General features: G+C 75.4%; 1 protein-coding gene. It reads left to right on the forward strand.

The window, feature by feature from the left end; all coding sequences use genetic code 11:
- Nucleotides 1–1107: SpoIIE family protein phosphatase (locus tag AB0M20_RS44670; RefSeq protein WP_364307672.1), on the forward strand; the 1107-nt coding region annotated here is incomplete at its 5' end.
- Nucleotides 1108–1196 lie beyond the last annotated feature (89 nt).

Raw genomic sequence — 1196 nt, forward strand, 5'->3', positions numbered from 1 at the left:
CCGCCGGACCCGGCCGAGTCCGAGGCGATGATCGTGCCGGAGGACCTGCCGCTGCGGGCCGCGGCCGAGGAGGCGTTCGTCCGCGGCGAGCAGGTCGACCTGACCATGCGGGTCCGCATCGGCGACCGGGTCAAGCACCTGCGGACGGTCGCCGACGCGGCCCGTGACGGCACCGGCCGGCCGCTGCGCGTCTTCGGCATCGTGCAGGACGTCACGTCCAAAGAGGACAGCGCACAGCGCCTGGCCGAGGTGGAACGCCAGCTCGCCCAGAAACGCCGCGACCTGGACGCCGAGCATGCCCTCGCCGCGACCCTGCAGGAGATCATCCTGCCGATCCCGGACGGCCCCATCGAGCTTCCCGGCCTCAAGGTGGCGCTGCGCTACCTGCCGGCCGGGCAGGAGGCCGCGGTCGGCGGCGACTGGTACCACGCCGCCACCGCCCCCGACGGCTCGGTGTTGCTCGCGGTCGGCGACGTGGCCGGGCACGGCACCCAGGCGGCCACCACGATGGCCCAGCTGCGGCACGCGCTGCGGGCGCTCGCGGTGATCACCACCGACCCGGCGGCGCTGCTCGCCCACCTCAACCGGCTCACCTGCGACCTGGAGCTGGAGCACCCGGAGTTGGCCGCCACCGCGGTGATCGCCCGCTACGACCCGTTGCCCGGCCGGATCACCTGGGCGCAGGCGGGCCATCCGCCGCCGTTGTTCTGCCGGGGCGGGCGCACCGCGCCGCTGAGCCGCCCGCGCGGCTCGATGCTCGGCGTGGTCGGCGACGCCGTGTACGAGTCGGCCACCCTCGACCTGCGGATCGGCGACGTGCTGCTGCTCTACACCGACGGGCTGGTCGAGCATCGGCGGCGTGGCCCCGACGACGGCCTGCAGACGGTGATGGACGCGATGGACGAGGCGGTGCGCGCCGCACCGGAACGCCCGCTCGGTGAGCTCCTGGACCGCCTGCGGCAGGCCAACCCGGACGACGACACATGCATCCTGGCCGTGCGCCCGGCCACCGGCGGCACCCGCGACCTGCGCCGCCACCTGCGCCCCCCGTCGAGCCCTCACCCCACCCCTCAGCTACGCCCTCCGCAGCCGCGCCATCACCTCTGACGCCAGCCGCACCAGCTCGGCGTTGCCGCGCACCGGTTCGCCGCCCGGGCCGGTGAGGGTGTCCTCGAGGCCGATCCGGGTGGGCAGGC

Origin of the sequence: Actinoplanes sp. NPDC051633 (assembly GCF_040681735.1) — a bacterium.
Taxonomy (GTDB): Bacteria; Actinomycetota; Actinomycetes; order Mycobacteriales; family Micromonosporaceae; genus Actinoplanes.